Below are 22510 nucleotides of genomic sequence, written 5' to 3'. Positions count from 1 at the left end.
TGGAAAGACGCACTCAAGGAGCTTATGTGCTCGGCCATGACGATTCACACGGCAGACGATGTTTCCTTTCTGAAAATGCACGGGCTCGGCAATGATTTTGTCGTGCTGGACACGCGCGAGCATCCGTTTGTCGTGACGCCGGCAATGGCGCAGGCGATTGGCGACAGGCATTGCGGGGTGGGATTCGATCAGTTGGCCGTCATCTCGGCCAGTGACGACGGCGCAACGGCGCGGCTCACGTTTTTCAACTCCGACGGGTCGATCTCCGGGGCATGCGGAAATGCGACCCGCTGTATCGCCCGTCATCTGATGACCGAAGACCGCACCAGCGAAGTTGTCCTCACAACCGAGCGCGGCCAGTTGTTTGCCCGCGACGCCGGGGGCGGCAAGACGTCGGTGAATATGGGGCTGCCCCAGCTCGACTGGCAGGACGTTCCATTGGCCAAGGCGGTGGATACCCTCGAACTGCCGATTGACGGGGCTCCGACCGCAACCGGAATGGGCAACCCGCATTGCACGTTTTTCGTTGACGATGCGGAAATGATCGACCTTGAAGCACGGGGGCGCGAGATCGAGAGACACCCGCTGTTTCCCGAACGCACCAATGTCCAATTCGCAAGTGTGATCGGGGGCAATCATCTTCGGATGCGGGTTTGGGAACGTGGCGTCGGAGTGACGTTGGCCTCGGGCTCCTCATCCTGCGCGACCGCCGTTGCGGCCGCGCGGCGCGGACTGACAGGCCGGCAGGTCCGGATCGATCTCGATGGCGGGCGAATCGACATCGAGTGGCGCGACGATGGTGTCTGGATGACTGGTCCGACAACGCATGTGTTTAGTGGCACGTTCACCCGTGGCTGGCTGGAGGCGATCACGTGAGCGCGCCGAAGTTCACCACGCTCGGCTGTCGGCTGAACGCTTACGAGACCGAGGCGATGAAAGACCTGGCCGCACAGGCCGGGTTGGAGAACGCCGTGGTCGTGAACACCTGCGCCGTGACGTCCGAGGCGGTGCGCAAGGCACGCCAGGAGATCCGCAAGCTGCGCCGTGACAATCCCGATTCCCGGCTCATTGTAACCGGCTGCGCCGCGCAGACCGAGCCCGAGACGTTTTCGAAAATGTCCGAAGTGGATGCGGTGATCGGCAATATCGAAAAGATGTCGCCGGAGACATGGCAGGGGCTGGCGGCCGATTTCATCGGCCAGACCGAAGCGCTGCAAGTCAACGACATCATGTCCGTCACCGAGACCGCGCAGCATCTGATTGACGGATTCGGCACCCGCAGCCGCGCATATGTGCAGGTGCAAAACGGCTGCGATCACCGCTGTACATTCTGCATCATTCCCTACGGTCGCGGCAATTCGCGCTCTGTGCCCGCAGGGGTGATCGTCGATCAGATCAAACGGCTGGTCGATACAGGCTTTAACGAAGTGGTGCTGACAGGTGTAGACCTGACGAGCTGGGGCGCGGATTTGCCTGCGCAGCCCAAGCTCGGCGATCTGGTGATGCGCATTCTCAAGCTGGTGCCAGACCTGCCGCGTTTGCGGATCAGTTCGATCGACAGCATTGAGGTGGACGAAAATCTCATGCACGCGATTGCCTCCGAGTCGCGCCTGATGCCGCATCTGCATCTGAGCCTGCAACACGGCGATGATCTGATCCTGAAGCGCATGAAGCGTCGGCACCTGCGCGACGATGCGATCCGCTTTGCCGAGGATGCCCGACGCCTGCGCCCGGACATGACCTTTGGCGCCGATATTATCGCCGGTTTTCCGACCGAGACAGAGGCGCATTTCGACAACTCCCTGAAACTGGTGGAAGACTGCCACCTGACCTGGTTGCACGTCTTTCCCTACTCGCCGCGTCACGGTACGCCAGCCGCGCGCATGCCGCAGGTTGATGGGCGGGCGATCAAGGACCGCGCAGCGCGGCTGCGTTCGGCGGGTGCCGATGCGATCAGCCGCCATTTGAGCCAGCAACAGGGTCGCACGCACCGCATTCTGACCGAAGCGCCCGACATGGGCCGCACCGAGCAGTTCAGCGAAGTGCGCTTTGCCGCGCCTCAGGCCGTGGGCAAGATCGTCACGGCGGTGATCACCGGGACCGATGGGCATCAGCTAACCGCCTGATCTGTTGCTTGGGTGCAAAAGAGCGTCGTCGAGCCGTGCGCGGGGGCTTCACCTTGGCCACGAATTCCGTCAGATAAAACGCATGACCGATCAATCCCGCGCCCTGCTCGTCCATTTGTTCACCGCCACCGGGGCGGTGTTTGCCATGTTGGCCCTGCTCGCCGCCGCTCAGGAAGAGTGGTCGATCATGTTTCTTTGGCTGGTGGTCGCTTTTGCCGTCGATGGCGTGGATGGCCCGCTGGCGCGCAAGTATGACGTCAAAACCAAGGCACCGCGCTTTGACGGCGTGCTGCTTGATATGATCATCGACTACCTGACATATGTGTTCATCCCGGCATTCGCCCTGTTCCAATCTGGCCTCTTGCCGGGTTGGACAGGGTGGTTCGCGATCATCATCATCACCTTCGCTTCGGCAATGTATTTCGCAGACAGCCGGATGAAGACATCCGACAATTCATTCCACGGGTTTCCGGGGGCGTGGAACATGCTGGTGCTGGTGTTGTTCGCAATCGAGCCGAATTTCTGGGTGTCGCTGTCGCTGGTCGCCATACTTGCGGTCGCGATGTTCTTGCCGCTCAAGTTTATTCATCCGGTGCGGACTGAACGCTGGCGTTCGGTGTCGCTGCCCGTTGCGCTGGCGTGGACGTTCTTTGCGGGCTGGGCCGCGTGGGTTGATTTCCACCCCGAAAGCTGGGCCCATTGGGGCCTTGTCGCAACCTCGGTCTACCTGATCGCCGTCGGAGTGGTGCAGCAACTGGTTCCCGAGCGAGGCGCGTGACGCTGCCCATTCAGGCCTTTAGCCGATATCCCGTGCGAAAGAACCACCACGCCAGAACGCAGACCAACAACGTCGCCACAACAGACACGACGGCGCCCAAGACCGGGCTGCTGTCGGAGACGCCGATCAAGCCCCAACGGACACCGTCGATCAGATAGAAAATCGGGTTGGCGTGGGTGATCTGGTTGAGCAGTGGTGGCAGCGCATCGACCGAATAGAAGGTGCCCGACAGAAACGCCAACGGGGTCACGATGAAATTGGTGATCGCGGCCATTTGATCGAACTTGTCGGCATAAATGCCCGCAACCATTCCGACCGCAGACATCAATGCCGCACCGATAATGACGAAAAACAGGGCCACGAACGGATGCTGCGGCACGATGCCAAGGAACAGCCAAACGGCCAGGGCAATGGCCACCGCCACCACGAGTCCACGGGCGATACCGCCGGCAAGGTAGCCCAGGACCAGTTCGCTGGCCGACAGCGGCGGCATCAGCGTGTCGACGATATTGCCCTGCACCTTGGAGACGACAATCGACGAGGACGTGTTGGCAAAAGCGTTTTGAATCACAGTCATCATCAGGATGCCGGGCGCGATGAACGTGGTGAAATCGACTCCCATGACATCGCCCCGACGCGGCCCGATGGCGATGGTGAAGATCACCACGAAAAGCCCCGCTGTCACCAATGGCGCGAGCAGCGTTTGCGTCCAGACCTTGGTGAAGCGCAGGATCTCGCGCTCGGCAAGCGTGTAAAGACCCATCCAGTTGACCCGTCCGAACCGGCGCTCCTGTGCGATCATCTGCCCATCTTGCTGCATTGCGTGCCTCTTGCGACTCGCGCGGGTTGTATCTCGCCCACGCATGATTAGAATAAGGATCGACTTAGAGTGTATGGGCGGCCAACGCAAACGGGCCGCTCTTTTTGATGGAGGGCGCAGATGTCCTGGACCGATGAACGAGTTGAAGTGCTCAAAAAGATGTGGGGCGAAGGCCAGTCTGCCAGTCAGATCGCCAAGGAATTGGGCGGCGTCACCCGCAACGCGGTGATCGGCAAGGTGCACCGTCTGGGCCTGTCGAACCGTGCCGGGGCCGCCGGCACGGCCAAGCCCGAGCCGAAACCGGCCAAGGCCGAGGCCAAGCCAAAGCCCGCCCCCAAGGCGGCGCCGGCGAAACCCGCTGTTCCCGAAGTGGTGATGGAGACGAAATCGGCGACCCCACCGCCAAGCCCGCGCAAGCAGATCATTCCCGCAGGACAACCCTTGCCGCCGCAACCTTCGGCCAATGAAATCAGCCCCGAAGCCTTGGCCAAGGTCAACGCGATCGAGAAGAAGGCGAAGAAGCTGACCCTGATGGAACTGACCGAGCGAACCTGCAAGTGGCCCGTCGGAGACCCGGCAACGCCCAATTTCTGGTTTTGCGGATTGCCTGTCCAGCAGGGCAAGCCCTATTGCGAAGCCCATGTGGGTGTTGCGTTTCAACCGATGAGTTCGCGGCGCGACAGGCGGCGGTGAGCAACCGCGTCTTTTGCAACTCGCGCAGTTTCGAGGGGCGGTGTCACCGCCCCTTTCGTTTATCTGGAATCGCTCTTCAACCGCGCGTGACCGACACGGATTGCGCCTCGAACATGATCTTGCCGAACGCGCTGAGGAACGCCACGTTGGCGGCGTCCGGGCCGATACCGATGCGGGCGATCGTATCAGCACGCGCCATGCCCGTGGCATCGACAAGGTGCCACGTGCCTTCAAGGTAGATCTCGGCGACGGCGTGAAAATCCTGCGGGGTGACATCGGGGGCATAGACGCTGGCAAAGCGCGCCGGGATCGTGGCGGCGCGGGCCAGGGTGACCATCACATGAGCGAAATCACGGCAGACGCCCTGACGCTGCACAAAGGTGTCGAGCGCGGTTGTCTGGGCATTGCTGGCGCCGGGCACATATTCGAACGCGCCGGTGATCCAGTCGCGCATCGCGGCAATTTGCGCTCCGCCCGAAAGATGGCCGAATTCGGCGGCAACGAAGGTTTGAAATTCGTCCGAGGGGCAGTAGCGCGACGGCATGAGATAGCGCACCGTGTCGCCCGGCAACAGATGCGGCGGCACGGCGGACAGCGGCGCGATGTCGAGCACCGGGCGATCAATGTCGAGGCGGGCGGTATAATCGCAGCGAAAAAGCCCGTCGGCGCGTATCCAGATGCGCTCGCCCAGCCCATCTTCGGCGGCGACGCGCACGAAGTGGCTGACATCGGACGTCTGGATATTGGCCGAGACAAGCCGCTGGTCGGCAAGGTCCGCCGCCTCGATCTGCAAGAGGAGGTCGAGAGGGACATCAAGACGATACGCAAGGTGCACATTGATATCGAGGATCACAGGTGGCTCCGATCAGATGAGTGCGAGGCTGTGACGGTAGGGCATTTGCGCCGGTGGCGCACGTGGTTTCGCGAGTAACGCTCGCGCGAAGGCATGGCGATGCCCTCTTTCCCAATCGCGCGCTTCACTTTATACGCCGCGCATGTCACAGAACCCACCTTCATTGCGCCCCGATCTGGCCCCTGCGGCCCGGATCGCGGATGTTCCCCGCGCCGGTCAGCCATTGATCGGAATGGTCTCTCTTGGCTGTCCCAAGGCACTGGTGGACTCAGAGCGGATCCTGACGCGCCTCAGGGCCGAGGGATACGGGATTTCGTCGGATTATTCCGGCGCGGACGCGGTGATCGTGAACACCTGCGGATTTCTTGACAGCGCCAAGGCGGAAAGTCTCGATGCAATCGGAGAAGCGCTGAGCGAGAATGGAAAGGTGATCGTGACCGGCTGTTTGGGCGCAGAGCCTGACTACATCACCGGAGCACATCCCAAGGTTCTTGCCGTGACCGGACCGCATCAATACGAACAGGTTCTCGACGCGGTGCACAAGGCCGTGCCGCCGTCGCCCGATCCGTTTGTCGATCTGCTGCCCGCGTCCGGCGTCAGCCTGACGCCGCGGCACTATTCGTATCTCAAGATTTCCGAGGGCTGCAATCACAAGTGCAAGTTCTGCATCATCCCCGACATGCGCGGATTGCTGACGTCACGCCCCGCCCGCGCCGTGTTGCGAGAAGCGGAAAAGCTGGTGGAGAACGGCGTGCGGGAGTTGTTGGTGATTTCGCAGGACACCTCGGCCTATGGCACCGACTGGAAGGACCGGGACGAGAAGTTTCCGATCCTGTCCCTGGCGCGCGATCTTGGGGCGTTGGGGGCGTGGGTACGGATGCACTACGTGTATCCCTATCCGCACGTGCGCGAGCTGGTGCCGCTGATGGCCGAAGGGCTGGTGCTGCCTTATCTCGACATTCCGTTCCAACACGCCCATCCCGATGTGTTGCGCCGCATGGCGCGGCCCGCGGCAGCGGCGCGCACACTCGACGAGATTGCGGCATGGCGCGATGTGTGCCCCGACATCACGTTGCGATCGACATTCATCGTCGGTTATCCGGGCGAGACGGAAGCGGAGTTCCAGACGTTGCTGGACTGGCTGGATGAGGCGCAGCTCGATCGGGTTGGGTGCTTTCAGTACGAAAACGTCGCCGGTGCCCGGTCGAATGCGTTGCCGGACCATGTGCCGGAGGACGAAAAGCAAGACCGGTGGAACCGCTTCATGGAGCACGCGCAGGCAATTTCCGAAGCGAAGCTGGCGGCCAAGGTGGGCAGCCGGATGGAGGTGATCATCGACGATATCGACACCGACGGGATCGCCACCTGCCGCACCAAAGCGGATGCGCCGGAAATCGACGGCAACCTCTTCATCGACGAAGGCACGAGCGCGCTACAGGTCGGCGAGATTGTATCTGTCGACGTGGACGAGGCGGGCGAATACGATCTCTGGGGGCGATTGGCAAAGGCATGAAGCCGGAAAACCACAGTTTCAGCTATGCGATTTCCGACACAGGCCGTGCGCTGGTTGAAGGGAACGGGGCGTACCGTTGGACCCATGTGCAGGGCGATCTGGGGTTTGTCGCCGAAACACTGGGCGAACTGCCGCTTGATCCGGTGGTGCGCGCCGCACTTTCGGCCGCCGAAACGCGCCCGCGTTGCACGCCACATGGCGACGGCGCCGTGGTGATCCTGAGGGGCGTGAACCTGATCGAGGGGGCCGATCCCGAGGATATGATCTCGCTGCGGATCTGGATCGAGGCAAATCAGATCGTCAGCGTCGGAATCCGGCCCCTTGGTGCGCTTGACGATATTCGTGCGATGGTCATGCATGACCGCGCTCCTGCCACGAGCGGTGCGATGTTGGCGGCGATTGCGCTGCGGCTGATTGATCGCGCGGACCCGGTGGTCGCCGATTTGAACGAGGCGCTGGACGGGATCGAAGACGGCTTGCAGGATTGCGATATCGCAGAAACCCGCGCCGCGATTTCGGACACGCGCCAGGTGGCGATTGCGCTGCGGCGTTATCTGTTTCCGCAACGCGACGCGCTGACAACACTTGAGGTCGAGGCTTTCGTCTGGATCACGGATATTGCCAAGGCGCATCTGCGCGAGGCGGTCGACCGGTTGTCGCGGCTGTGCGAGGAACTGGATATGATCCGCGAACGCTGTCAGGTGGTGCAGGATCACATGCTGGACGTACGTGCCGAGGCGATGAACCAGCAAATGCTGGTGTTGACTGTCGTGGCGGCCTTTTTCCTGCCGATCAGTTTTTTGACCGGGTTGCTGGGAGTGAATGTCGGGGGCGTGCCATTGGCGCAAAGCGATTACGGGTTCTGGATCGTCTGTGCGCTCATGCTGGCCGTGGTCGGGCTGGAATTCGTGATCTTTCGCAAGTTCAAATTGTTCTGAGCGCGATCAGCCGATCAGGATCACCAGCCACGCCACGCCCGCCGCAAACGCCGCGACCGCGACACCGGCGCTGCCCGCGTCCTTGGCGCGTTTGGCGAGCGGATGGATTTCGGTCGAGCTATGATCGACAGCGTTCTCGATTGCCGTGTTGAACAGTTCAGCCGCCAGCACCAGAAGACCCAGAACGAGGATCAGCGCACGCTCGACCGGGGCGAGCGGCAGGACCAGCGCCAGCGCGGCAGAGACGAGGTTGGCCCAAACCCATGAGCGAAAGCTGTATTCGGTGCGCCATGTTTCGACGCAGCCGTCCCACGACCAGATGGTGCGCGCTTTCAGACGGGTAAAAAAGACGATCATGTCGTGGTCCTTATGAAGTGCCCTAACTTCAGGCATTGTCGAGATAGTGTCGCACGCAATCCTGCACGTGGCGAAACCGGTCGCCGCCCAGATGTTTGCCGCCATACCAGCGGGTGACGACGACGATGTGATCGGTAAGTCCCTCGCGCTCAAGCATTTGCAGGATCAACTGCCCTGCCCCGCCTTCGCCGTCATCGTTCTTGAGCGGTGTGCCGTCGGAAAAGATCACGGCCCAGGTGTTGTGCGTCGCCTTGGCATATTTCTTGGTACGCTTGAGCGTTTTGAGGAATTCAAGCGCGGCCTCGCGGCCGCTGGCGGGGCCACCGCTGACCGCGTATTTCGAGCCGCGATCGGAGATGACGCCTTCAAACCGTTGCATCAGCGCCTGACCGGGGTTTTGGAATATATGTCTGATACCGGACAGATGTCGGCATTTGTCTTACCTCTGCTGCGCCGGATTCTGGCGATCGGGCCTTTCCGATTTTCCCTTTGTCCAAGTTTAATGCAAGCATCCCAAGGCGCCAGAGGCGACTTGTCCGCGACACAGGGCACAAACGCATCGGTAGAGCGGCAACCGGTCTTGCGAGGCAACGCCGCTTGCGGCACACCGCCGTCATGGCAAAATTGTATTTTCATTACTCGACGATGAATGCGGGCAAATCCACCTTGCTGTTGCAGGCCGCGCATAACTATGAAGAGCGGGGAATGTCAGTCTATCGCATGACTGCGGCGTTTGACGATCGTGCCGGCAAGGGGCAGATCGGATCGCGGATCGGATTTGCACGCGAAGCGGATACGTTTTCGCCAAATGACGACCTCTTCGCACGGATCAAGACACTTCTGGCGCAAGACAAATTCGCCTGCATCTTCATCGACGAAGCCCAGTTCCTGACGCCCGATCAAGTGTGGCAACTGGCGCGGGTGGCTGATGATCTTGGCGTGCCGGTCATGGCCTATGGCTTGCGCGTGGACTTTCAGGGACAGTTGTTTCCGGGCTCTGCCACCCTGCTGGCGCTGGCTGACACGTTGCGAGAGGTGCGCACGATCTGCCATTGCGGGCGAAAGGCCACGATGGTGGTCCGACAGGACGATGACGGCACCGTGCTGACCGAGGGCGCACAGGTCCAGATCGGTGGCAACGAGACCTATGTGAGCCTGTGTCGCCGGCATTGGCGCGCCGCTGTGAATGCTGATGAGCGATTTGGCTAGTTTTTTTGGAACCGCGCCAAGGGTCACCCGTTGTGTAGGCAGATGAAACGCAACCGAGGAGATTTAAATGACTAAGCTATTTGCAAGCGCGCTCGCCCTTACCATGGCAACCACCGGCGCATGGGCAGAATCCCACACCGGCATGATGGGCGACGCCAGCATGTCGATGCCAGGCCTGAAGGGTGATCTGATCCGCACACGCGACATCACAGGCGGGAAAATCTACACGACCAACGAAGCCGATGACGAAGGGTGGGATTCCGACACCGGCTATGACGCGGTCGGCGCTGACTGGAACGAGATTGGCGAAATCGAAGACATCGTGCTGAACCGGTCCGGCCAGATGATTGGTATCGTCGGTGAAATCGGCGGCTTCCTCGACATTGGCGACAAGCACGTGCTGATTGCGGTGGATGACGTGAACCTCGTCGCGGTGGATGACAAAACCTATGGTTTCGTGACCCGAATGAACGAAGAGCAGCTTGAAGCGCTCGAATCTGTCGACGAAGGCTTCTGGGACTGATCCAGACAGTATGAACTCCTGAAAGAGGGCCGTTTCGGCCCTCTTTTTTTTGGCTCAGGCGCGTTCTACCAGCACCGATCCGACGGAGTAGCCAGCACCGAAGGAGCAGATCACGCCACGCTCGCCGGATGCCATATCGTCCGAGTGCTTTGAAAACGCGATGATCGACCCGGCCGAGGACGTGTTTGCATAATCCTGTAGGATGTTGGGCTGTTCACCCGGCTCAGGACTACGCCCGAGGACTTTCTTGCCGATGAAATCATTCATTGTCTTGTTGGCCTGATGCAGCCAGACCCGCGTCAGACTGTCGGCGCTCCAGCCCTCGTCCTTCAGATGACCGGTGATATGACCCGACACCATCGGAAGAACTTCCTTGAACACCTTGCGACCGTTTTGCATGAATTGCATGTCGCGGCGGTCTTCCATCTGGTCATGTGCTCGCCGCAAGAAGCCGTTGTTATTGCGGATGTTATTTGAAAATTCGGTTGCACAGCGCGTGCCGTGGATGATGAAGTGCGCGCCATTGGCGTTAATCGCAGGCTCGATCACGACCGCGGTGGCCACGTCTCCGAAGATAAAGTGACAATCGCGATCGCGCCATTCCAGATGTGCCGAGCAAATCTCGGGATTGACCACGATTGCGCATTTGACGGACCCTGCGCGCACCATGTCGGCGGCGGCCTGAATTCCGAAGGTGGCCGAGGAGCATGCGACATTCATGTCAAAGGCAAATCCACCCGCGCCAATCAGGCTCTGGATCTCGACCGCCACCGCCGGGTAGGCGCGTTCAAGATTCGATGCGGCGCAGATTACTAGGTCGACCTCCGCTCCTCCGCGCCCAGCCTTCGCCAGCGCTTTAGAAATCGCATCGACCGCCATCTCTGCCATGATCGACGGCACATCGTCGGCGCGCGGTGGCAGGTCCGGATACATCCGGTCCGGGTCAAGGACACCGCTCTTGTTCATCACATATCGCTGCTCGATCCCCGAGGCGCTGACGATAAAGTCGCTACTGGAATGTGCGATGGCTTCGGTATCGCCCACCGCAATCGCGTCGGCGTTTTCGGCATTGGTCTTGTCCGCGTAGGCGTTGAAAGCCGCCACGAGTTCATCGTTGGTGATGACGCTTTGCGGCGTGAACACACCGCTTCCGGTGATGGCGGGCTGGATCATAAATCGGCTCCTTGGGGGCTTGTTCGAGAAAACGGCAAGTCCCGCACGACGTCAAGGGCACGCCGAGGCTTTCGGAACCCTCGGTCGAACCTGCGCGTTTTGACATATGAAGAGGGAAGATACATGAACCGATTATCGGTTATTTTGACGTTGTTGAGTGGCGCGCTGATCTCAGGCGCGCTGGTCGTGGCTGCCTTTTCCATGGGCTACGACAGCTGGTGGGTGTTGGGCGGTGTGGCCCTGATCGGTTGGTTGATGGCATGGCCCAGCGCGCTGATCGTAGCCCGGCGCATCAAGGAACGCGGCCCCGAATGGTCCACTCACACAAAATCCGGCCACAAACGTAGTGTCTACAAGCCGGACAGCAGCAACCGCCAGTCTGGCGAAACGGACGATCACACCTGATTGGGCAGCGGTTTCCTTTCGGACGCAGCAATCACGTTATCGAGTGCCATGAACCCCATGTTTTCACGCACATCCAGCGCCGCAGTCCCAAGATGGGGCAGCAACGTGACATTCTCCATGTCGATCAGTGCTTGCGGCACTTTCGGTTCGAATTCGTAAACATCGAGCCCTGCGCCAGCGATTTTGCCGTTTTCCAGCGCCTCGATCAGATCGGCCTCTTTGACAATGTCCCCGCGAGCGATATTCACAAGATGCGCATGCGGCTGCATTGCGCTCAGGATCTCTGCATTGATCAGATGATGCGTGGCATTGCCACCGGGGACGGCGATGACCATGATGTCGACCTGCCCTGCCAAACCGGACAAGCTGTCGATCTGCTCGGCGGGGATGTCGACGGTTTTCGGTGATCTGTTGAAATACTTGATCGTCATCCCGAACCCATGATGCGCGCGATGTGCCACGGCCTGCCCGATGCGCCCCATTCCGACAATCCCAAGCGTCTTTCCGGACATGTGCAGGCCCAGCAGTTGCGTCGGGTGCCACCCGCCCCAGCTTTGCGATCGCACCATGCGCTCGCCTTCGGCGGCGCGACGGCTCGTCATCAGCATCAGCATCACCGCAATATCGGCGGTCGCATCAGTGACGGCTCCCGGCGTGTTGCTGACAGGAATACCGGCGTTATTCGCGGCCTGCGTGTCGATATGATTATAACCGACGCCGAAATTGGCGATCGCGCGTGCACGCGGATCGGACACAGCCTCGAACACCTCGGCGCTGTACATATCGCCCAAGGTGGGCAGCACGAGATCATAGTCTTTCAGACTGGCCACCAACTCCTCTCTGGAGAGAGGCGTTGTTTTTTCGCGCACCGTGGTGTCAAAAAAGCCGCGCGCCTTTGCAATCACCCGGTCGGGCAAGGGTCGTGTGATCAACAGTTTCAGCATAGTTGCGCTCCATTTTCGACGGGCTGATCCGGCACTGCCAGAACAATGTCGCCATTTGCGTCCGCGAATCCAAGCACCAGGACCTCGGACATGAACGGACCGATCTGGCGCGGTGGGAAATTGACGACGCCCATGACTTTTTTGCCCACAAGCGCTTCAGGATCGTAATGCGCGGTAATCTGGGCCGAAGACTTCTTGATCCCGATTGTCCCGCCATAATCGACCCAAAGCTTGATCGCAGGCTTGCGTGCCTCGGGAAACGGCTCGGCGCGCGTCACAGTCCCGACGCGGATCTCGACTTTCACGAAGTCATCGTAAGAGATTTCAGCCATTGGCAAGCTCCTTTGACCGTTTCGTTGCCGCATCGACAGTCCGAACTATGAGCGGTGGCAGACCTGTTTCGTGATCCATCAACACATCAAGTCCCGCCTGCGTCGTCCCGTTCGGGCTGGTCACATTGACGCGCAACTGGCTTGGGGTCTCATTGGATTGCATCGCCAAAGCCCCCGCCCCCGCCACGGTGGCTTTGGCCAGGGTCATGGCAAGAGCCGGGGAAAGCCCCTGCGCCTCACCCGCCTTGGCGAGACATTCGATCATGTGAAACACATAGGCCGGGCCGGAGCCGCTCAACCCGGTCACGGCGTCCATCTGGTCTTCGGTCTCCAGACGAACCGTCTGACCAATGGCGGACAGCAGGGTTTCGGCGCTTTGCATGTGCGTCTCGGCGACCGCAGCATTGCCGATCAACGCGGTGATACCCTGCTTGATGGCGGCCGGCGTGTTGGGGATCGAACGGATGATCGGGGTGTTTGAACCCAGCATGTCCTCGAAGATGGCAATGGTGGTGCCAGCAGCGATCGACAGGAACAACGTGCTGCCATTTCCAAGCCGGGCCAACGACGGCAAGGCGTCGCGCATCATTTGCGGTTTGACGGCAACCAGAACGATGGCAGGCGCTTCGGGCAATTCTCGGTTGAGGTGAACACCCTGCGCCTGAACCCACTCCGACGGAGCCGGATCATTGACCCAGACCGCATCTGGCGAAAGACCCCCGTCGAGCCAGCCCTCCAGCATGGCCGATCCCATCTTGCCACAGCCCAACAGGACAAGGCCCCGTTTGGAAATGTCTGAAATGCTCATTGCGGTCCCCACGGTTTAGTGCGTCAGGACCAAGTGTTACGCGTGCCCGTATGCCTCTGCAATGGCGACCTGAAGCGCGTCTTTGGGAGTGCGATTGCCCCAGACGACCAGTTGAAACGCCGGGTAATACCGCTCGGCGCTCGTCACGGCGCAGTTGATCATCTTGTCGATCTGGTCGGCACTCGCCACGTTTCCGCCTGCCAACACCAGCCCGTAGCGGTACACCATCAGCTTGGCCTCGGCCCAATAGGTGAAGGCCCCCGCCCAGCATTGATCGTTCACGGCATTCAGGGTCTCGTGCAGAACCGGCAGACGATCTGGCGGCGGTTCCATGTCGAACGTGCAGATAAGGCGCAAGGATTCATCGAATTGCGACCAGGCCAGCGTGATCGAATAGGTCCGCCACTGACCCTCCACCGCCATTGCGATCTGGTCGTCGCCGATCCTGTCGAACTCCCAGTCGTGATGTGCCGCGATGTGTTCCACAAGGTCGATCGGGTGGATATCATCCTCAAGATAGTGCTCGGACAGGGCCATGACGCCGCCTCCTGTTGCCTGTAGCGGTGTGGACCTTTTGGCCTCAACCACTCGGTGCCTGCTCTAGGGACTGCGTATTCTCGTTGGCCCCCTACAACATAGGGTGCCTTCGCAACGGCCCTGCGTAAAGCGTTAATTCGGTGGCGAAGCCAATAAGTTGTGGAGAAGTTACCGCCAAAGCGCGGGCGTATCGTCCCACGCTGGCGTCAATTGATCACGAACGATCCAGCCACACCCCGTCCTCGCAGACGGATTTCGGCTTCTTTGGGCCCCAAATACCTTGGGGGTTTGGGGGCAAAGCCCCCATCGGGTCGGAGCAACCTTATTTCTTCGGGTTATCCAACATATCAAGCCGCGCCTTGAGCGCCTCGTTTTCCTCGCGTGCCTTTTGCGCCATCGCGCGCACGGCATCGAACTCCTCGCGGGTGACGAAGTCGCGGTCGGCGAGCCAGCGATCCATCATGGATTTCATAGCTGTCTCAGCTTCATCTTTCGCGCCCTGAGCCACACCCATCGCGTTGGTCAGCAACTGCGAGATGTCTTCGAATACTTTGTTGCGGGTCTGCATTGATCTCTCCGGTCTAGACTGACGCCTTATATGGGCAGCCGGGCGCATGTGCACAAGGTTGACTTCGCCGTGAAACGCGGGGCAGGTAGCGCGCATGAGCAGTGGTTTGCCCTTCCCCGACATCTCGCCAGAGCTGTTTTCGATCTCGCTTTTCGGGATCGACTTTGCCCTGCGCTGGTACGCGCTTGCTTATATCGCGGGCATCCTGATCGGCTGGCGGATCGCGGTGGCGGCGGTGCGGCGCGCCGCATTATGGCCCGACAGCACGCCGCCGATGCGCCCCGAACAGGTCGAAGAACTGCTGACCTGGGTGATCCTGGGCATCATTCTGGGCGGGAGACTGGGATTTGTTCTGTTCTACCAGCCCGCCTATTACCTTGCGAACCCGGCCGAGATTCTGGCTGTCTGGCAGGGGGGCATGTCATTTCACGGCGGACTGATCGGCGTGATCGTCGCGGCGCTGGTTTATTGCCTGCGCGCAAACATTCCGCTGCGGCCAGCCGCGGACATGATGGCGTTGGCGACGCCACCGGGGTTGTTGCTGGGGCGGATCGCGAACTTCATCAATGCAGAGCTTTGGGGGCGTCCGACCGATCTGCCCTGGGGCGTGATCTTTCCGGGTCCGGCGGCACAAAGCTGCGGTCAGGCGGTCGGCGAGCTCTGCGCGCGCCATCCATCGCAGCTCTATGAGGCCGCGTTGGAGGGATTGCTGCTCGGGTCCGTGCTGCTGTGGCTAGCGTTCCGGCGCGGGGCGTTGAAAGCGCCGGGCAAGATTGTCGGGCTGTTCATCGCCGGTTACGGCCTGGCTCGGTTTCTGGTGGAATTTGTGCGCCAGCCGGATGCGCAATTCGTTGGATCGGAAAACCCCTTGGGACTGGCATGGGATGTCGGCGGATACGGTCTGACCATGGGTCAGCTTCTGTCGCTTCCAATGATCGCGATCGGCGCCTATCTCTGGGCAACCGCGCGGCGACCATGACCGCGCTGGCCGATATTCTAAGACGCCAGATCAGCGCGACAGGGCCGCTGACCGTCGCGCAATATATGTCGGCCTGTTTGCTGCACCCCGAACACGGGTATTACACCACCCAAGACGCGTTCGGCGCGCAGGGCGATTTCACAACCGCGCCCGAGATCAGCCAGATGTTTGGCGAATTGATCGGGCTGTGTCTGGCCCAAGCGTGGATGGACCAAGGCGCGCCCAAGCCTTTCTCGCTGGCGGAGCTTGGCCCCGGACGGGGAACGTTGATGGTGGATGTGCTGCGGGCAACCCGTCGGGTGCCCGGGTTTCACGACGCGATGGAACTCCATCTGGTAGAGGCATCGCCGCGCCTGCGGGACATTCAGGCCAAAGCGCTCAAGGCGCACGGCCCAAAGTGGCATGACACGGTCGAGTCGCTACCGGAAGACCGACCGCTTTTCGCCATTGCCAATGAATTTTTCGATGCGCTGCCGATCAGGCAATTCCAACGCGACGCGGCGGGCTGGCGCGAAGTCATGATCGGGCTGTCAAGGGAAGGCGCATTGCAGCGCGGGCTAAGCGATGCGGTGCCAATTGCCGCGCTCGACCACCGGCTGGACGACACAGAGCCAGGCGCATTGGTCGAGACCTGCGCACATGGAACAGCGATCATAGAGGCGCTGGCATGGCGGATCGCGGCGCAGGGTGGACTCGCTCTCGTCATCGATTATGGCGGATGGCGGTCGCACGGCGATACCTTTCAGGCGGTCGCTGAGCACAAGCCGGTCGATCCGTTTGCCCGCCCCGGAAAAGCAGACCTGACAGCACATGTGGATTTCGAACCACTTGCCAAGGCTGCAAGGTCGCTCGGCTGTGAGGTGAGTGCATTGTGCAAGCAAGGCGAGTTCCTGGAGCGGCTCGGCATTACGGCACGTGCGCAGGGGCTCGCACAAGGTCTGAGCGCCTCGGCTCTGGAGAGTCATATCGCGGCACATCGACGGTTGACCCACCCCAAAGAAATGGGTTCCCTATTCAAAGTGCTGGGGCTCTACCCGCACGGTGAATCGCCGCCACCCGGACTGGAACCATGACGCTGGAAATCATCACGTCCGACAGTCTCAGCCCGCTCCGCCACGGGTTCTTTACCCGGCGAGGCGGTGCATCTTCTGGGGTTTTTGCCGGGTTGAACTGCGGTACCGGATCGTCGGATCAACGCGAGATCGTGGCAATCAACCGCGCGCGGGTGGCAGAGGCGATGCAGGTGCCCATCGAAAACCTTGTCACCGTGCATCAAACCCATTCCGCCACCGTGCATGTGGTTGAGTCGTCCGTCGACGATCCGCGCCCCAAGGCCGATGCGATGGTCACGAATACGCCAGGCATGGCTTTGGGCATTCTGACCGCAGATTGCCAGCCGGTGCTGTTAGCCGATACGCAAGCCGGAGTGATCGGCGCTGCCCATGCGGGATGGCGCGGTGCTTTGGACGGGGTGCTTGAGGCGACGGTCGAGGCGATGGTCGATCTCGGGGCCACACACGAGAATATCGCCGCCGTGATCGGGCCGAGCATCAGCCAAAAGGCGTACGAGGTTGGCGCCGAGTTTCTTGATGATTTCCTGGCCGAAGATCCCGGTTACGCGCGCTTCTTCGTCAATGGAGAAAACGACAGGTATCACTTTGATCTGCCGGGCTTTGGGCTGTTCCGCCTCCGCGCCGCGGGCGTGCAGGCCGAATGGACACGTCATTGCACCTATTCAGACGCCGAACGCTTCTTCTCGTACCGTCGCGCAACACATGCGCGCGAGGCGGATTACGGGCGCTTGATCGCAACGATCAGGCTTTGACGGGCTCCCAGCCGCAGCGCCCTTTTGCCCAAATCAATCACAGGAATACACCGGGATTGTCCCCGTTTGGTCACAAACGCGCCCCATTGCAGGGGCTTATTAGAGTTAACAAAACAACAAGACCAAACACCGGAGCAGTCCCATGTCGCGCAAATCGAAATTCATCGCATCCGTCGTCTCAGCCTCGAAAGAAGAGTTGCCCACCCTGCCCTTCCAACGCGGTGCAGCACGAAAAGCGATGTTCGCCCGTATCAAGGCCGAGGCCGCGCAGCAGCCCGAGCGCAAGCGCGCCTGAGGTTGGACGGCACGGCCATTGAAGCTCGGCAATGATTGTGGCCTGACTGTTGGTCCATCATCGACAATTTCCAGAACTCGTCCCGATTGGCCGCATGTTGCGGCCAATTTTCGTTGGATTTTGACGAATCGTTCGTAATGCGGCCAATCTAGGATCAACAAATCGCACCGTCCTTCTGGTGTTGTTGGTGGGGGCCAACGCGGATGTGACCGAACCGAAAGGTGATCACATGGCTCTGACCCCGACCGTCACGCCCTCCGGCGAAGACTATAACGCCTATGCGGTTTCCAAAGACCAAGTTGCCACGTTCGACGGGCAGCCTCGACGCGATCCATCTCTCACCCGCACCATCGAGGCTGCCGCCTATCTTCCGGATCGCTCGGTTTCCGAATCCAGCTTTACCGTGCCTGCCACTCCGACCTTCGAGACATGCGCCTCCGCGTTTGCGCAAGGGACACTAATCTCCACCGTGATGGGGCCGATCCCGGTCGAGGATTTGATTCCCGGAGATCTGGTGCAAACACATCGCGGCCCCGAGCCGCTTTTGTGGAAGGGCAGCACCAGCTATCTGCCAAACTCTGCCAGCGGTTCGACGTCGCTGACGCATCTCTTGCGGCTGCCGGGCGATGGGTTGGATCAGGGAGATCTGCTGCTGGGGCCAGCCGCACGGTTGGTCATCCGCCAGGAAAAATTTGCCGAGCTGTTGAATTGCGATGCAGTTTTGGCGCCAGCCTCGGAGTATGTCGACGGGGATCGCATCTTGCGTATCACTCCGCCCGGTGCCGTCCGGCTTTACCATCTTGCGCTGCGCCGCCATGGAATCCTGCGTGCCAATGGTCACGAGCTGGAAAGCTACCATCCCGGCCGTGTGTCGGAGACAGAGATCGGAGCGCCAGCGCGCGCGATGCTGCTCAAGATGTTCGAGCACGTGACTGATCTTGACGGCTTTGGCGGTCTCGCGCTTCCGCGCTCCTCACGCGATGTCATCGACACGTTGCGCGCCGCCTGATCCAGCCTAATTCGGATCGGCCAATCGCGCTTCGAGCACATCGAACGGGACGCCCGGTTCATCCTTTGCTCCCCGGATCACAAGTGAAGTTTTCACGCTCCCAACATTGGCCGAGGTCAGCAAATCACTGGTCAGAAAGCTCTGGAACGTGCTCAGATCGGGCGCCACGCATTTGAGGATGAAGTCCACCTCGCCGTTGAGCATGTGACACTCGCGCACCAGCGGCCAGCCCCGGCACAGTTCCTCGAACGCCCGCAAATCCGCTTCGGCCTGGGTTTGCAGGCCCACCATTGCGAAAACCTGCACCTCGAACCCCAATTCACGCGGATCGACATCGGCGTGATAGCCGCGAATGAAGCCCTGCTCTTCGAGCGTGCGCACACGGCGCAGACATGGTGGCGCCGAAATCCCGACGCGGCGTGCAAGCTCGACATTGGTCATGCGACCATCAGCCTGAAGCTCGGCCAGTATTTTACGGTCAATTGGATCCAACCGATGTGACGGCATTTTCGCGGCACCTTTGTTAATTTGCCATTGTTATAACACTCGCGCAGGCACGCGCAATTATGTTTCAAGACCGCGCAACAATATTAATGAAAAAGGTCGCGATGCCAGGCACAGCCCATCCAAGCCGCATGCGTTTGCGAACCGGAGATGGCACGCTTATATGGAGGATCAACGCCCTTCAAACCTGTCACGATGCGAGGCTGCACCCATGTCCAACACACGCCACACAAAGGTTCTGATCATCGGATCCGGCCCTGCCGGATATACCGCCGGGGTCTACGCCAGCCGCGCCATGCTGGAGCCGATCCTCGTTCAGGGGATGGAGCCGGGGGGCCAGTTGACGACCACCACCGAAGTGGAGAACTGGCCTGGCGACACCGAGGTGCAAGGCCCGGACCTGATGGTGCGGATGGAGGCACACGCACGTTCCGTCGGTTGCGAGATCGTTGGCGATATCATCACGTCGCTGGATCTGGACAACCGCCCCTTTACAGCACAGTCCGACAGCGGCACGGTTTATACTGCTGACGCAGTCATCCTCGCCACCGGCGCGCGCGCCAAATGGCTTGGTCTGCCCTCGGAAGAGGCGTTCAAGGGCTTCGGCGTCTCGGCCTGCGCCACCTGCGACGGATTCTTCTATCGCGGGCAGGAGATCGTGGTAATCGGCGGCGGCAACACCGCGGTCGAGGAAGCGCTGTTCCTGACGAACTTCGCCTCGAAGGTGACATTGGTTCACCGCCGCGACGAATTGCGCGCCGAAAAGATTTTGCAGGATCGCCTGTTCAAGAACCCCAAGATCGAAACGCTCTGGCATCACCAACTGGACGAAGTGTACGGATCGGATATGCCCAAGGGGGTCGAGGGTGTGAAGGTCAGGCATGTCGACACCGGAGAAATTACCGACATTCCCTGCAAGGGCGTCTTCATCGCCATCGGTCACGCGCCCGCCAACGAACTGGTCAAGGACAAGCTTGAAACCCATATGGGCGGCTATGTGGTGACGAAGCCCGACAGCACCGAAACCTCGATTCCGGGCGTGTTTGTAGCTGGCGATCTAACCGATCACAAGTATCGCCAAGCCGTGACCAGCGCCGGCATGGGCTGCATGGCCGCGTTGGAAGCGGAGCGGTTTTTGGCGGAGGTTGGCGACGATTCCGGCAAGGACGTGTCCGAACCGCTGGGCTATGGGGCGCCCGTGAAAGAGGGTGCGTGACGCACAAGCCTAGTCTCTATGGGCATGGTCGAGCGTGTTGGCAGATCAAGCCCCGACGCCACTGACAACCCACGCGTATCGACCCTGTGCACAAATCCCGCACTTGCGCGGGATTTGACCATTGGGGCGGCTTGTCACTGGACACCTTTCCTGACCAAGCGTAATCCCCGCGAAAATCCTTCAGTCCGAGCAGATTTATGTATCCCCAAAACCTTGCCCCGATCCCCGAACTCTTCGTCTCGTATGACAGCGCCCAGAAGTTGAAACAGGAAGCAGGTGATCTGATCAGCCATGATCTGACGCCGCGCCAGATTTGCGATCTGGAGCTTTTGATGAATGGCGGGTTCAACCCGCTGAAAGGGTTCCTGAGCGAGGAGGATTACGACAGCGTCGTAAAGACCATGCGCCTGGCCGATGGCACGCTCTGGCCAATGCCGATCACGCTCGATGTCTCCGAGGCTTTCGCGGACAGCATCGAGATCGGCCAGGACATCGCGTTGCGCGATCAGGAAGGCGTGATCCTCGGGACCATGACCGTCACCGACCGCTGGACACCCGACAAGGCGCGCGAGGCGGAACAGGTATTCGGCGCCGATGACGATGCGCATCCAGCGGTGAACTACCTGCACAACACCGCTGGCCCGGTCTATCTGGGTGGCCCTGTAACCGGCATTCAGCAGCCCGTACATTACGATTTCCGCGCCCGTCGCGACACACCGAACGAGTTGCGCGCCTACTTTCGCAAACTCGGCTGGCGCAAGGTCGTGGCTTTCCAGACCCGCAACCCACTGCACCGCGCGCATCAGGAATTGACCTTCCGAGCTGCCAAGGAATCCCAGGCAAACCTGTTGATCCACCCCGTTGTGGGCATGACCAAGCCGGGAGATGTGGATCACTTCACCCGCGTGCGTTGCTACGAGGCTGTGCTCGACAAGTATCCGCAATCCACCACCACGATGAGTTTGTTGAACCTCGCGATGCGGATGGCTGGTCCACGCGAGGCGGTGTGGCACGGGCTGATCCGCAAGAACCACGGCTGCACCCATTTCATCGTCGGCCGCGATCATGCTGGGCCGGGCAAGAACAGCGCCGGAGAGGATTTCTACGGTCCTTACGATGCCCAGGATCTGTTCCGCGAGCATGAGACCGAGATCGGCATCGAGATGGTCGATTTCAAACACATGGTCTATGTGCAGGAACGCGCGCAGTATGAGCCGATGGACGAGATCGCGGACAAGGACGATGTGACCATCCTCAACATCTCCGGCACCGAACTGCGCCGCCGCCTGTCCGAAGGGCTGGACATCCCCGAATGGTTCAGCTTCCCCGAAGTCGTGACAGAGTTGCGCAAGACGCGCCCGCCACGTTCGCAACAGGGATTTACAGTGTTCTTCACCGGGCTTTCGGGGTCGGGAAAATCGACCATTGCCAACGCGCTGATGGTCAAGCTGATGGAGATGGGCGGACGTCCGGTGACGCTTCTGGACGGCGATATCGTGCGCAAGAACCTCAGTTCGGAGCTGGGCTTTTCAAAGGAACACCGCGACCTGAACATCCGCCGCATCGGCTATGTCGCGTCCGAGATCACCAAGAACGGCGGCATCGCCATTTGTGCACCGATCGCCCCCTACGCCACCACCCGCCGGGCCGTGCGCGAGGATATCGAGGCGTTTGGCGCCTTCATCGAGGTGCATGTGGCGACCAGTCTGGAGGTCTGCGAAAGCCGCGATCGCAAGGGTCTCTACAAGCTGGCGCGTGAGGGAAAGATCAAGGAGTTCACCGGCATCTCCGATCCCTATGACGAGCCTCAGACACCCGAATTGCGGGTCGAGACCGAGAATGTCGATGTGGACAATTGCGCCCATCAGGTGATCCTGAAACTGGAATCCCTTGGATTGATCGCCGGCCAATAGACCTGGTTCGCGCCAGTACGCCGGCGGTATGAACCAGACCTATGCCCAACTCGAAGCGGACTTCGGGCGTTACGAGGACAATCTGGAACTGATATCGACTATATCGCGCCCGTCGCGGCAGGTGCATCACCATGCCGCGACGGTTCACTGAACGGGTGCCCTTGCTCATCACGCCGCAAGCGGCCTAAAAGA

Annotated in this window: 28 protein-coding genes; 17 read left to right on the top strand and 11 right to left on the bottom strand. The window is 60.5% G+C overall.

Features of this window, described 5'->3' with window-relative positions:
* Window positions 1-36: 36 nt before the first annotated feature.
* The 3 genes from dapF to ACGKZZ_RS03590 all read left to right on the top strand — a co-directional run bounded on the left by dapF (window position 37) and on the right by ACGKZZ_RS03590 (window position 2904).
* Window positions 37-876: a diaminopimelate epimerase gene (gene dapF, locus ACGKZZ_RS03600; RefSeq protein WP_411222067.1), complete on the top strand. Its 840-nt coding sequence runs from the start codon at window positions 37-39 to the stop codon at window positions 874-876.
* A complete protein-coding gene (gene mtaB, locus ACGKZZ_RS03595; protein WP_411222066.1) occupies window positions 873-2126 on the top strand; it encodes a tRNA (N(6)-L-threonylcarbamoyladenosine(37)-C(2))-methylthiotransferase MtaB in 1254 nt (417 codons plus the stop codon). Before dapF ends, mtaB begins: the two co-directional genes overlap by 4 nt.
* 82 nt (window positions 2127-2208) lie before the next feature.
* Window positions 2209-2904, top strand: a complete 696-nt coding sequence (locus tag ACGKZZ_RS03590; RefSeq protein ID WP_411222065.1) for a CDP-alcohol phosphatidyltransferase family protein — start codon at window positions 2209-2211, stop codon at window positions 2902-2904.
* Between the two features lie 10 nt (window positions 2905-2914).
* Here ACGKZZ_RS03590 and ACGKZZ_RS03585 read toward each other — a convergent pair whose 3' ends face one another.
* Window positions 2915-3724 carry an ABC transporter permease gene (locus tag ACGKZZ_RS03585; RefSeq protein ID WP_411222064.1) on the bottom strand — a complete coding sequence of 270 codons (810 nt, stop codon included), beginning with the start codon at window positions 3722-3724 and terminating at the stop codon, window positions 2915-2917.
* A 120-nt stretch (window positions 3725-3844) separates the two neighbouring features.
* Here ACGKZZ_RS03585 and ACGKZZ_RS03580 point away from each other — a divergent pair, with 120 nt between their 5' ends.
* Entirely contained in the window at window positions 3845-4417 is a 573-nt protein-coding gene (locus ACGKZZ_RS03580; RefSeq protein ID WP_411222063.1) for a GcrA family cell cycle regulator, read from the top strand.
* Window positions 4418-4493: 76 nt separating this feature from the next.
* On the opposite strand, the gene ACGKZZ_RS03575 is transcribed toward ACGKZZ_RS03580, so the two are convergent.
* The gene (locus ACGKZZ_RS03575) at window positions 4494-5270 is read right to left on the bottom strand and encodes a transglutaminase-like domain-containing protein (protein WP_411222062.1); all 777 of its coding nucleotides are present in this window, start codon (window positions 5268-5270) and stop codon (window positions 4494-4496) included.
* A gap of 142 nt (window positions 5271-5412) precedes the next feature.
* Here ACGKZZ_RS03575 and rimO point away from each other — a divergent pair, with 142 nt between their 5' ends.
* Both rimO and ACGKZZ_RS03565 read left to right on the top strand, forming a co-directional pair.
* Window positions 5413-6783 (top strand): 30S ribosomal protein S12 methylthiotransferase RimO, encoded by a 1371-nt coding sequence (gene rimO, locus ACGKZZ_RS03570; protein WP_411222061.1) that lies wholly within the window; start codon window positions 5413-5415, stop codon window positions 6781-6783.
* Complete coding sequence (locus ACGKZZ_RS03565) at window positions 6780-7721, top strand: zinc transporter ZntB (RefSeq protein ID WP_411222060.1); 942 nt, start codon at window positions 6780-6782, stop codon at window positions 7719-7721. The genes rimO and ACGKZZ_RS03565 overlap by 4 nt, the downstream gene beginning before the upstream one ends.
* Before the next feature lie 6 nt (window positions 7722-7727).
* Here the strand turns inward: ACGKZZ_RS03565 and ACGKZZ_RS03560 are convergent, their stop codons facing one another.
* Window positions 7728-8078 carry a diacylglycerol kinase gene (locus ACGKZZ_RS03560; RefSeq protein WP_411222059.1) on the bottom strand — a complete coding sequence of 117 codons (351 nt, stop codon included), beginning with the start codon at window positions 8076-8078 and terminating at the stop codon, window positions 7728-7730.
* A gap of 28 nt (window positions 8079-8106) precedes the next feature.
* Window positions 8107-8457, bottom strand: coding sequence for a YigZ family protein (locus tag ACGKZZ_RS03555; protein ID WP_411222058.1), 351 nt, complete (start codon window positions 8455-8457; stop codon window positions 8107-8109).
* A gap of 236 nt (window positions 8458-8693) precedes the next feature.
* On the opposite strand from ACGKZZ_RS03555, the gene ACGKZZ_RS03550 reads away from it, so the two are divergent.
* Both ACGKZZ_RS03550 and ACGKZZ_RS03545 read left to right on the top strand, forming a co-directional pair.
* Window positions 8694-9287: a thymidine kinase gene (locus ACGKZZ_RS03550; protein WP_411222057.1), complete on the top strand. Its 594-nt coding sequence runs from the start codon at window positions 8694-8696 to the stop codon at window positions 9285-9287.
* Between the two features lie 67 nt (window positions 9288-9354).
* On the top strand, window positions 9355-9810 hold the full coding sequence (locus tag ACGKZZ_RS03545) for a PRC-barrel domain-containing protein (RefSeq protein WP_411222056.1): 456 nt from the start codon (window positions 9355-9357) through the stop codon (window positions 9808-9810).
* Between the two features lie 54 nt (window positions 9811-9864).
* Here ACGKZZ_RS03545 and ACGKZZ_RS03540 read toward each other — a convergent pair whose 3' ends face one another.
* Window positions 9865-10983, bottom strand: a complete 1119-nt coding sequence (locus ACGKZZ_RS03540) for a beta-ketoacyl-ACP synthase III (protein ID WP_411222055.1) — start codon at window positions 10981-10983, stop codon at window positions 9865-9867.
* Window positions 10984-11106: 123 nt separating this feature from the next.
* On the opposite strand from ACGKZZ_RS03540, the gene ACGKZZ_RS03535 reads away from it, so the two are divergent.
* A complete protein-coding gene (locus ACGKZZ_RS03535) occupies window positions 11107-11388 on the top strand; it encodes a hypothetical protein (RefSeq protein WP_411222054.1) in 282 nt (93 codons plus the stop codon).
* On the opposite strand, the gene ACGKZZ_RS03530 is transcribed toward ACGKZZ_RS03535, so the two are convergent.
* The 5 genes from ACGKZZ_RS03530 to ACGKZZ_RS03510 all read right to left on the bottom strand — a co-directional run bounded on the left by ACGKZZ_RS03530 (window position 11379) and on the right by ACGKZZ_RS03510 (window position 14577).
* A complete protein-coding gene (locus tag ACGKZZ_RS03530) occupies window positions 11379-12332 on the bottom strand; it encodes a 2-hydroxyacid dehydrogenase (RefSeq protein ID WP_411222053.1) in 954 nt (317 codons plus the stop codon). The two genes, ACGKZZ_RS03535 and ACGKZZ_RS03530, sit on opposite strands and share 10 nt — an antisense overlap.
* On the bottom strand, window positions 12326-12664 hold the full coding sequence (locus ACGKZZ_RS03525) for a tRNA-binding protein (RefSeq protein WP_411222052.1): 339 nt from the start codon (window positions 12662-12664) through the stop codon (window positions 12326-12328). Before ACGKZZ_RS03525 ends, ACGKZZ_RS03530 begins: the two co-directional genes overlap by 7 nt.
* The gene (gene proC, locus ACGKZZ_RS03520) at window positions 12657-13472 is read right to left on the bottom strand and encodes a pyrroline-5-carboxylate reductase (protein ID WP_411222051.1); all 816 of its coding nucleotides are present in this window, start codon (window positions 13470-13472) and stop codon (window positions 12657-12659) included. Before proC ends, ACGKZZ_RS03525 begins: the two co-directional genes overlap by 8 nt.
* 36 nt (window positions 13473-13508) lie before the next feature.
* Window positions 13509-14009 (bottom strand): YbjN domain-containing protein, encoded by a 501-nt coding sequence (locus ACGKZZ_RS03515; RefSeq protein ID WP_411222050.1) that lies wholly within the window; start codon window positions 14007-14009, stop codon window positions 13509-13511.
* A gap of 322 nt (window positions 14010-14331) precedes the next feature.
* Complete coding sequence (locus ACGKZZ_RS03510) at window positions 14332-14577, bottom strand: accessory factor UbiK family protein (protein ID WP_411222049.1); 246 nt, start codon at window positions 14575-14577, stop codon at window positions 14332-14334.
* A 94-nt stretch (window positions 14578-14671) separates the two neighbouring features.
* On the opposite strand from ACGKZZ_RS03510, the gene lgt reads away from it, so the two are divergent.
* The 5 genes from lgt (at window position 14672) to ACGKZZ_RS03485 (ending at window position 18685) form a co-directional block, all read left to right on the top strand.
* Window positions 14672-15556, top strand: coding sequence for a prolipoprotein diacylglyceryl transferase (gene lgt / locus ACGKZZ_RS03505; protein ID WP_411222048.1), 885 nt, complete (start codon window positions 14672-14674; stop codon window positions 15554-15556).
* Window positions 15553-16629, top strand: coding sequence for a class I SAM-dependent methyltransferase (locus tag ACGKZZ_RS03500; protein ID WP_411222047.1), 1077 nt, complete (start codon window positions 15553-15555; stop codon window positions 16627-16629). The genes lgt and ACGKZZ_RS03500 overlap by 4 nt, the downstream gene beginning before the upstream one ends.
* Window positions 16626-17381, top strand: a complete 756-nt coding sequence (pgeF, locus tag ACGKZZ_RS03495) for a peptidoglycan editing factor PgeF (RefSeq protein WP_411222046.1) — start codon at window positions 16626-16628, stop codon at window positions 17379-17381. Before ACGKZZ_RS03500 ends, pgeF begins: the two co-directional genes overlap by 4 nt.
* 142 nt (window positions 17382-17523) lie before the next feature.
* The gene (locus ACGKZZ_RS03490; RefSeq protein WP_411222045.1) at window positions 17524-17676 is read left to right on the top strand and encodes a hypothetical protein; all 153 of its coding nucleotides are present in this window, start codon (window positions 17524-17526) and stop codon (window positions 17674-17676) included.
* A 229-nt stretch (window positions 17677-17905) separates the two neighbouring features.
* Entirely contained in the window at window positions 17906-18685 is a 780-nt protein-coding gene (locus ACGKZZ_RS03485; RefSeq protein ID WP_411222044.1) for a Hint domain-containing protein, read from the top strand.
* 6 nt (window positions 18686-18691) lie between these two features.
* Here the strand turns inward: ACGKZZ_RS03485 and ACGKZZ_RS03480 are convergent, their stop codons facing one another.
* Window positions 18692-19192, bottom strand: coding sequence for an Lrp/AsnC family transcriptional regulator (locus ACGKZZ_RS03480; RefSeq protein ID WP_411222043.1), 501 nt, complete (start codon window positions 19190-19192; stop codon window positions 18692-18694).
* A 208-nt stretch (window positions 19193-19400) separates the two neighbouring features.
* Here ACGKZZ_RS03480 and trxB point away from each other — a divergent pair, with 208 nt between their 5' ends.
* From trxB to ACGKZZ_RS03465, 3 genes are all read left to right on the top strand, one after another.
* Entirely contained in the window at window positions 19401-20405 is a 1005-nt protein-coding gene (trxB, locus tag ACGKZZ_RS03475) for a thioredoxin-disulfide reductase (protein ID WP_411222042.1), read from the top strand.
* A gap of 197 nt (window positions 20406-20602) precedes the next feature.
* Window positions 20603-22318: a bifunctional sulfate adenylyltransferase/adenylylsulfate kinase gene (locus ACGKZZ_RS03470; RefSeq protein ID WP_411222041.1), complete on the top strand. Its 1716-nt coding sequence runs from the start codon at window positions 20603-20605 to the stop codon at window positions 22316-22318.
* A 28-nt stretch (window positions 22319-22346) separates the two neighbouring features.
* Window positions 22347-22469 carry a hypothetical protein gene (locus ACGKZZ_RS03465; RefSeq protein WP_411222040.1) on the top strand — a complete coding sequence of 41 codons (123 nt, stop codon included), beginning with the start codon at window positions 22347-22349 and terminating at the stop codon, window positions 22467-22469.
* Window positions 22470-22510: the final 41 nt, after the last annotated feature.

The organism is Marivita sp. S2033 (assembly GCF_046592965.1).
Lineage (GTDB): Bacteria > Pseudomonadota > Alphaproteobacteria > Rhodobacterales > Rhodobacteraceae > Marivita.
This window is presented reverse-complemented; position numbering and strand designations above follow the sequence as displayed.

What these genes read in the sequence shown, in the direction of transcription:
- dapF (WP_411222067.1), top strand. Translation starts at nt 37, where the DNA reads ATGACGATTCACACGGCAGACGATGTTTCCTTTCTGAAAATGCACGGG.
- ACGKZZ_RS03590 (WP_411222065.1), top strand. Translation starts at nt 2,209, where the DNA reads ATGACCGATCAATCCCGCGCCCTGCTCGTCCATTTGTTCACCGCCACC.
- ACGKZZ_RS03585 (WP_411222064.1), bottom strand. Translation starts at nt 3,724, where the DNA reads ATGCAGCAAGATGGGCAGATGATCGCACAGGAGCGCCGGTTCGGACGG.
- ACGKZZ_RS03580 (WP_411222063.1), top strand. Translation starts at nt 3,845, where the DNA reads ATGTCCTGGACCGATGAACGAGTTGAAGTGCTCAAAAAGATGTGGGGC.
- rimO (WP_411222061.1), top strand. Translation starts at nt 5,413, where the DNA reads ATGTCACAGAACCCACCTTCATTGCGCCCCGATCTGGCCCCTGCGGCC.
- ACGKZZ_RS03565 (WP_411222060.1), top strand. Translation starts at nt 6,780, where the DNA reads ATGAAGCCGGAAAACCACAGTTTCAGCTATGCGATTTCCGACACAGGC.
- ACGKZZ_RS03560 (WP_411222059.1), bottom strand. Translation starts at nt 8,078, where the DNA reads ATGATCGTCTTTTTTACCCGTCTGAAAGCGCGCACCATCTGGTCGTGG.
- ACGKZZ_RS03555 (WP_411222058.1), bottom strand. Translation starts at nt 8,457, where the DNA reads ATGCAACGGTTTGAAGGCGTCATCTCCGATCGCGGCTCGAAATACGCG.
- ACGKZZ_RS03550 (WP_411222057.1), top strand. Translation starts at nt 8,694, where the DNA reads ATGGCAAAATTGTATTTTCATTACTCGACGATGAATGCGGGCAAATCC.
- ACGKZZ_RS03545 (WP_411222056.1), top strand. Translation starts at nt 9,355, where the DNA reads ATGACTAAGCTATTTGCAAGCGCGCTCGCCCTTACCATGGCAACCACC.
- ACGKZZ_RS03540 (WP_411222055.1), bottom strand. Translation starts at nt 10,983, where the DNA reads ATGATCCAGCCCGCCATCACCGGAAGCGGTGTGTTCACGCCGCAAAGC.
- ACGKZZ_RS03535 (WP_411222054.1), top strand. Translation starts at nt 11,107, where the DNA reads ATGAACCGATTATCGGTTATTTTGACGTTGTTGAGTGGCGCGCTGATC.
- ACGKZZ_RS03530 (WP_411222053.1), bottom strand. Translation starts at nt 12,332, where the DNA reads ATGCTGAAACTGTTGATCACACGACCCTTGCCCGACCGGGTGATTGCA.
- ACGKZZ_RS03525 (WP_411222052.1), bottom strand. Translation starts at nt 12,664, where the DNA reads ATGGCTGAAATCTCTTACGATGACTTCGTGAAAGTCGAGATCCGCGTC.
- proC (WP_411222051.1), bottom strand. Translation starts at nt 13,472, where the DNA reads ATGAGCATTTCAGACATTTCCAAACGGGGCCTTGTCCTGTTGGGCTGT.
- ACGKZZ_RS03515 (WP_411222050.1), bottom strand. Translation starts at nt 14,009, where the DNA reads ATGGCCCTGTCCGAGCACTATCTTGAGGATGATATCCACCCGATCGAC.
- ACGKZZ_RS03510 (WP_411222049.1), bottom strand. Translation starts at nt 14,577, where the DNA reads ATGCAGACCCGCAACAAAGTATTCGAAGACATCTCGCAGTTGCTGACC.
- lgt (WP_411222048.1), top strand. Translation starts at nt 14,672, where the DNA reads ATGAGCAGTGGTTTGCCCTTCCCCGACATCTCGCCAGAGCTGTTTTCG.
- ACGKZZ_RS03500 (WP_411222047.1), top strand. Translation starts at nt 15,553, where the DNA reads ATGACCGCGCTGGCCGATATTCTAAGACGCCAGATCAGCGCGACAGGG.
- pgeF (WP_411222046.1), top strand. Translation starts at nt 16,626, where the DNA reads ATGACGCTGGAAATCATCACGTCCGACAGTCTCAGCCCGCTCCGCCAC.
- ACGKZZ_RS03490 (WP_411222045.1), top strand. Translation starts at nt 17,524, where the DNA reads ATGTCGCGCAAATCGAAATTCATCGCATCCGTCGTCTCAGCCTCGAAA.
- ACGKZZ_RS03485 (WP_411222044.1), top strand. Translation starts at nt 17,906, where the DNA reads ATGGCTCTGACCCCGACCGTCACGCCCTCCGGCGAAGACTATAACGCC.
- ACGKZZ_RS03480 (WP_411222043.1), bottom strand. Translation starts at nt 19,192, where the DNA reads ATGCCGTCACATCGGTTGGATCCAATTGACCGTAAAATACTGGCCGAG.
- trxB (WP_411222042.1), top strand. Translation starts at nt 19,401, where the DNA reads ATGTCCAACACACGCCACACAAAGGTTCTGATCATCGGATCCGGCCCT.
- ACGKZZ_RS03470 (WP_411222041.1), top strand. Translation starts at nt 20,603, where the DNA reads ATGTATCCCCAAAACCTTGCCCCGATCCCCGAACTCTTCGTCTCGTAT.
- ACGKZZ_RS03465 (WP_411222040.1), top strand. Translation starts at nt 22,347, where the DNA reads ATGAACCAGACCTATGCCCAACTCGAAGCGGACTTCGGGCGTTACGAG.